Raw genomic sequence first — 6,548 nt, forward strand, 5'->3', positions numbered from 1 at the left:
GGGCGGCAGGGGCAGCGAGGAGGGTCTCGCTCATGCGGCTCAGCGTAGGGCGCGCCCGGGACCCCGTCACGAGGTCTCGGGCGCGTCGCCGGGGCCGCGGACCGGCGCCGAGCTGTGGGGCGCGGCTCGCACGCACCGCGCCCCGCCTGCTCACACCTCGGTGGAGGTGGCGGTGTCCAGGTTGCCGGTGGGCTCGTCCCCGAACACGACGCCCGGTCGGGTGAGCAGGGCGCGGGCGACGGCGACGCGCTGTTGCTGACCGCCCGAGAGCTCGTGCGGGCGGTGGCGCAGGCGGGTCAGGGCGGTGTCGTCCAGTCCTGTGATCTCCGTGCCGCCGATCCTCACGGAGCCCGAGGTCCGCGCGTCCAGCCCGGCCAGGCAGTGCAGGAGCGTCGACTTGCCCGACCCCGAGGGCCCCATGATCGCGGTGAACGCGCCCGAGGCGAAGTCCACGTCCACCCCGCGCAGGGCGTGCACCTGCGCGTCACCGCGCCCGTAGGCGCGGGTGAGGCCGCGGGCGCAGACGGCGGGCGCCGTCGTCGTGGTGGCGGACGACGACGGCGTGCCCGGCCCCGGCGCGACGGGGCCGGGGGTCGTGGGGGAGAAGGGGTGTGCGCACCGCCCGGCGGCGGGTCATGCCCGGGGATGAGGCGGGCCGGCGAGGCGTGGACCCGAGGGCGTCAGGCCCCCGCCGCCGGGCGGTGCCGGGCGGAGTGGGATGATGGGGACATGAGAGCCGACGCCCGCGCCAACCGCCAGGACCTGCTGGCGGCCGCCGGCCGTCTCATCGCCACCCAGGGGGCCGCGATGTCCCTCCGCGGGGTGGCGCAGGAGGCCGGGGTCGGCGTGGGCACGCTGTACCGGCACTTCCCCACGCGTCGGGATCTGCTGGACGCCGTGCTCGAGGACGTCGTGGCCCGCACCGGAGGGATCCTGCAGGCCTTCCTCGACGGGGCGGCCGGGGACGAGCGCGACGGCGGGGCCGAGGCGCGGCGGGCCGGGCTCGTGGGCCCGGACGTGACCGGGGCGGACTACCTGTTCGGCCTGCTCATGGTCACCCGGTCGCCGGAGTGCGCGCTGCTGGGCCACGGCCCGGACCAGCGGCGCTGGCTGCTGGACACGTACCTGCGCGGCCTGCGGCCCTGAGGGCGCAGCCGGGTCAGTCGCCCGGGGCGTCGTCCTCCAGGACGGGGCGGGCGGTGGCCCACGCGACGGCGCCGGCGAGCAGGCCGGCGCCCGCGGTGAGTGCCAGGCGGAGCAGCCCCTCGACCCCCGTGAACAGGCTCAGGCCCAGCATCACGACGGCGGCCGTCACCAGTGCGACGAAGAAGGCCACGCATTCGCTGTCCCGCTGCGCCCGCTCGGCGGCTGGGTCGGAGGCGCGGGACGTCGTCGGGGCGGGGTGGTCCAGGATGCTGCCGGTCATGGTGCCTCTCCTCCAGTGCGCGTCGGGCCGGGGCGGCCGTCGGCGCGTGCACCCCGGCGGCGGACCCGCTGCGGGGCCTGCGTCCAGCATCGCGGAGGCGGTGGGCGCACCGGCAGGGCCATGAGGATGAACCTCGGGGCGTCCGACTCATACCCAAGTATGACCTGTGATTGTGCTGGCAGGTGCCTGGGGAGTGGCTCAGGGAAGGGCCCCGCCGCCCCGGCCGACCGCTGAGGCCGGCCGTTGAGGCCGGCCGTTGAGGCCCGCGCGGTGGGCGATGAGCACGGCCTGCACGCGGTCGCGGGCGCCGAGCTTGGCCAGCACCCGGCCCACGTGCGTCTTCACGGTGGCCTCGGAGAGCACGAGCTCGGCGGCGATCTCCAGGTTCGCGGCGCCCTGCGCCATGAGCACCAGCACCTCGTGCTCGCGCGGGGTCAGCGACGCCACGGCCGCCTGCTGCTCCTCGCACTCGGCGCTGCGGACCTGGTCCGAGCGCAGACGCGGGGCCATGTGCGTCAGGAGCCGGCGCGTCGTGGACGGGGCGATCACGGCGTCGCCCCGGTGCACCGTGCGGATCGCGGCGAGCAGCTCCTCGGGCGGGGCGTCCTTGAGCAGGAAGCCGCTGGCGCCCGCCTCGATCGCGTCGAACGCGTACTCGTCCAGGTCGAAGGTGGTCAGCACCACGACGCGCGGTGCGTCCGGCCGGCGCAGCAGCGCGCGGGTGGCCTCGATGCCGTCCATCTCCGGCATGCGCACGTCCATCAGCACGACGTCGGCGCCCGTCACGGACACCGACGCCACCGCCTCGCGCCCGCTGCCCGCCTCCGCCACGACCGTCAGGTCCGGCTGCGAGTCCACGAGCATGGCCAGCCCGGAGCGGATCAGTGCCTGGTCGTCCACCAGGGCCACGCGGACGGGGACGGTCTCCTCAGAGCTCATGGGGTCATCCTCTCAAGTCGGGCGGGGTGAGCGGGTGGGACGGGGGCGGCCACCCCTCATACCGCCGAGTACGGCAGGTGGGCGGACACGCGGTACCCGGCCCCCACGCGCGGCCCCGACTCGAGCGTCCCGCCGAACAGGGCCGCCCGCTCGGCGGCCCCCCGCAGACCCTGGCCGCTTCCCCGGGTGGCGGGGTCGGCGGCGGCGCCGCAGCCGTCGTCGTCGATCTGCAGGTCCAGGCCGCGCGCCGTCCAGGCGAGCGTGACGAACGCGTCCGCGTCCGGCCCGCCGTGGCGCAGCGTGTTGGTCAGCGCCTCCTGCACGATCCGGTATGCGGCCAGCTCGCCTCCCGCCGGCAGCGCACGGCGGGGCGTGCCGGTCTCGAGCAGGGACACCTCGAGTCCGGAGAGGCGCATCGTCTCCACGAGCGCGGGCAGGTCCGCGAGCCGCGGCTGGGGCCGGCGGCCCGGGGGCAGGCGGGCGCCGCGGCCGTCGGGGGAGGCGACGACGGCGGCGGGACGGCGGGCGTCGTCGTCCGTCACGCCGGGCACCCCGGCCACGGTCTCGCCGGTCTCGCGGAGCACGCCGAGCAGCTGGCGCATGTCCGCGAGCGCGGAGCGGCCGGTCTGGCCGATGGTCTCGAGCGCGGTGACCGCGAGCGCGGGCTTGGCGGCGGCGGCGTACCGGGCGCCGTCGGCCTGGGAGATGATCACCTGCAGGGAGTGGGCGACGATGTCGTGCATCTCCCGGGCGATGTGGCTGCGCTCGTCGGCGGCGGCGAGCTCGCGCTCCTGCCGGGACTGCACCTCGAGGCGGTGGGCGCGGTCCTCGAGGGCGCGCACGGTGAGGCGGCGGTTGCGCACGACGTCGCCGAACGCCCACGCGGTGAGCACCACGAGCCCGCAGCCGATCGCCATGATGACCATGGCCAGCGGCTCCGCGGGGGAGCGGACGGTGAGGCCGTCGGGGGTGACGAACTGCGCCGGGAACAGCCACACCTTCACCCCGTTGGCCACGCCGCCGGCCAGCCCCGTGAGGAGCCCGGCCACGGAGATGCTCCGGGGCGCGTTCGCGGCGAGGTTGTAGACGGTGAGCGGCACCATCAGCAGGGACATGCTGAACTCGGGCCCGGCGAGCAGGTGCAGGACGGCCGCGGCCGTCACGACGGCGGCCGAGGCCACCGGGCGCACCCGACGCACGGCCCACGGCAGGACCATGCCGGCCCCGGCCAGGAGGGAGACGGCCGTCTGCCTGCCCTGGGGGTCCGGGGCGACCATCGGCCCGAGCGCGATCCACGGCAGCGCCACGAGCACGGTGAACAGGGCCGCGGCGGCCATCACGTCCGTGCGCACGGGGTGCAGGCGCGTCCACTGGTCGAGGCGGCGCAGGGGGTTCACGCGGGCCAGCCTAGGCCGCGGGCCGAGGGGCCGGCGTCAGCCCGCGGGATGATCCGGGGCGGTCCTCAGGGCGTGAGGGAGGCGAGGACGTCGGTGGCCGGCGCCTCCCGGACCCGGTGCGCCTCGGTGCCGGCCCACAGGTGGACGCGCTCGAGGTCGCCGGCGGCCGCGGCGGCGGCGCGCAGCCCCTTCGTCAGGACGTTGACCTCGGGGTACGCGGCGGGGGCGTCCGGGTGCTCCGCCATGAACGCGGTGACCAGCGACCGCGCCCACCGCCCCGTGTAGGCGCGGGTCAGGCCGGTGCGGGCCCGGCCGTCGTCGGCGGAGAAGCGTGTCCCGGCCGCACACGCCGCGACGGCCGCCCGGTGCGCCGCCGAGGTGCCCGCCTCCGGGGTGAGGAGGAACGCGGTGCCGGCCGAGACGGCGTCGGCGCCGGCGGTCAGCAGGGCGCGCACGTCCTCGGCGGTGCCCACGCCGCCGGCGGCCACCACGGGCACGGCGCGCGCGGCCCCCGTCCCGACGACGTCGCGCACCGCCGCCAGCACCGCCGGCAGCTCGGCGCGGGGCGGCTCCGCGGCCGGGTCCGACGTGCCCCGGTGCCCGCCGGCGCGGTGGCCCTGCACCACGAGGAACGCGGCCCCGTGCTCGAGGGCGGCCCGCGCCTCGGTCGCGTCCGTCACGGTGGCCCCGGCCGGGATGCCCGCGGCGGCCAGCCGGGCGAACACGTCCGCGGCCGGCAGGCCGAACGTGAAGGAGACCAGCGGCCACGCCTGCTCCTCGGCGGCGGTGAGCAGGGCGTCGAAGTCGGCCCGTTCGGCATCGGGGTCCGGGACCACGTCCGCGGCCGTGGGCAGGTCGGCGGCGCCGTCGGCCGTCAGGTCCGCCCGGTACGCGGCGACGGCCGCCGCCCGCGCCGACCGTGCCGCCTCCGTGCGCGCCGCGTCCGGGATGGCCGTGTTCACCGCGTCCGGCACGAACAGGTTCACGCCCCAGCGGTCCGGCCCCTCCGCGCCCAGCAGCGCGCGCAGCGCGTCCACCTGCGCGCGCATCTGCGCGGCCGTCCGCATGCCGCCGGCGAGGAACCCGCCGCCGCCGGCGCCCACGACGGCGGCCACCAGCTCCGGGGTCGAGGGGCCGCCGGCCATCGGGGCCACCGCCACGGGCACGGGCGGGATCAGGCGGGCGCGGGTGACGTCGTCGTGGGATGGCTGCGTCATGACCCCCAGCGTAGGGGGAGGGCCCGGACCCGCCCCGCGCCTACAGTGGGGCGGGGTACACGAGGAGAGGGAGGTGCGTCGTGGAGGTGCTGCTCGCGCTCTCGCCCATCCTGCTCACCCTCGTGCTGCTGCTCACCCGACTGCCCGCATGGGTGGCCCCGGCCGCCGGGACGGCCGTGGCCGTGCTGCTGGCCCTCACGGCCTTCGGCGTGGCCCCGGGCGACCTGGGCGGCGCGATCGGCGCCGGCGTGCCCACGCTGCTCGAGATCCTGGCGATCATCGCGGGCGGCATCACCCTGTCCCGCGTCATGGAGTACTCCGGCGGGCACGCACGCCTGGCCGCGTGGCTCTCGGCGGGCAACGGCCCCACGATCGCGACCGCGCTGCTCATGGTGCACGGCGTCATCCCGTTCCTCGAGACCGTGACCGGGTTCGGCGTCTCCCTGATCGTGGGCGTGCCGCTGCTGCTGGGCCTGGGCTACACGGCGTTCCGGTCCGCGCTGATCTCCGTCCTCGCGCTCACCATCGGGCCGTGGGGGTCCATGGCGCCGGGCACGCTCATGGGCGCCCGCCTGTTCGGCCTGGACTTCCGGGAGATCGGGGTCACCGCGGCGGTGTTCAACCTGCCGGCCTGCCTGGTGGCGGGCGTGGCCACGGTGCTGCTGCTGCGCGGGGCGCGCGGCATGCGAGTCGACGCCGGCCCGGCCCGGACACTGCCCTGGCTCGGCGTCGCCGTGCTCTCCGGGGTCGCCCAGTGGGCGCTGATCCTGGGGGCGAACCTCGTGGTCGGCACCGCGCCGGCGGGCGCCGTCGCCACGTTCGTGCTCACCGTGGCCTGGCTCCTCGTGATCCGCGGCGGCCGGCTGCTGCCCGGGCCGGGGCGGGACGTGGTGCCGTACCTGACGCTCATGGCCGGCACCGTGCTGGGCACCACCGTGAAGGGCGCGTTCGGACTCGAGGGGGCGGCGGCCCTCGTGGGGACGCCGGCGCTGTGGGCGTTCGTGGCGGTGGGCGTGGGCGTGCAGCTGCTCCACCTCGACGCCGCCGCCCGCCGCCGCGTCCCCCGCGAGGCCGGGAAGCTGTGGGTGGGCACCGCCATCCCCAACGCGCTCTACGTGGCGTTCGGGCTCATCCTCTCCGCCGGCGGGGTCTCGCAGGCGCTCGCGGGCGCGCTCAGCGGGATGGGGGAGTCCTACCTGGTGGCGATGCCGTTCCTCGGCGCGTTCGCCGGCTTCATCACGGCCTCGAACACCGGGGCCATGGCCCTGATCGGCCCCCTGCAGATGGACACAGGCGCCGCCCTGGGCGTCCCCCCGCCCTGGTCCAACGGCCTGCACAACGCGGCCGCGGGCTGGGGCATCGTCGCCGGGCCCGCTCGCATCCAGGTGGCCCACGGCATGGCCGCGGGGGCGCAGTCGCCGCAGATGCCCGGCTGGGCCGTGACGCGGCGGAACCTGTTCGTGGTGCTGCTGCCGGCCATGCTCGCCGGGATCCTCGGCATGGCCGTGATGGGCTGGTTCCTGCTGCCGCGGTGACGCGCGGGGGGTGGAGCGGGGCCCGGGTGGGGCG

Annotated in this window: 6 protein-coding genes and 1 pseudogene; 2 read left to right on the forward strand and 5 right to left on the reverse strand. The window is 77.1% G+C overall.

The features are described from left to right. Positions 1-153: 153 nt before the first annotated feature. A pseudogene (locus tag J1M37_RS07715) lies at positions 154-615 on the reverse strand (ABC transporter ATP-binding protein); the annotation flags it as partial. Positions 616-729: 114 nt separating this feature from the next. Between J1M37_RS07715 and J1M37_RS07720 the strand changes: the two are divergent. Then, positions 730-1,146: a TetR/AcrR family transcriptional regulator gene (locus J1M37_RS07720; protein ID WP_206452410.1), complete on the forward strand. Its 417-nt coding sequence runs from the start codon at positions 730-732 to the stop codon at positions 1,144-1,146. Between the two features lie 13 nt (positions 1,147-1,159). Here the strand turns inward: J1M37_RS07720 and J1M37_RS07725 are convergent, their stop codons facing one another. From J1M37_RS07725 to J1M37_RS07740, 4 genes are all read right to left on the reverse strand, one after another. Then, a complete protein-coding gene (locus J1M37_RS07725) occupies positions 1,160-1,426 on the reverse strand; it encodes a hypothetical protein (RefSeq protein WP_044659312.1) in 267 nt (88 codons plus the stop codon). 198 nt (positions 1,427-1,624) lie between these two features. Further along, positions 1,625-2,365, reverse strand: a complete 741-nt coding sequence (locus J1M37_RS07730) for a response regulator (RefSeq protein ID WP_206452411.1) — start codon at positions 2,363-2,365, stop codon at positions 1,625-1,627. 56 nt (positions 2,366-2,421) lie between these two features. Next, entirely contained in the window at positions 2,422-3,762 is a 1,341-nt protein-coding gene (locus J1M37_RS07735; protein WP_206452412.1) for a DUF7134 domain-containing protein, read from the reverse strand. Positions 3,763-3,827: 65 nt separating this feature from the next. Further along, positions 3,828-4,979, reverse strand: a complete 1,152-nt coding sequence (locus tag J1M37_RS07740; protein WP_206452413.1) for a nitronate monooxygenase — start codon at positions 4,977-4,979, stop codon at positions 3,828-3,830. An 80-nt stretch (positions 4,980-5,059) separates the two neighbouring features. Between J1M37_RS07740 and J1M37_RS07745 the strand changes: the two genes are divergently transcribed. Continuing rightward, complete coding sequence (locus tag J1M37_RS07745; protein WP_049147037.1) at positions 5,060-6,514, forward strand: L-lactate permease; 1,455 nt, start codon at positions 5,060-5,062, stop codon at positions 6,512-6,514. Positions 6,515-6,548: the final 34 nt, after the last annotated feature.

This window comes from Micrococcus sp. KRD012 (genome assembly GCF_017168555.1).
Lineage (GTDB): Bacteria > Actinomycetota > Actinomycetes > Actinomycetales > Micrococcaceae > Micrococcus > Micrococcus luteus.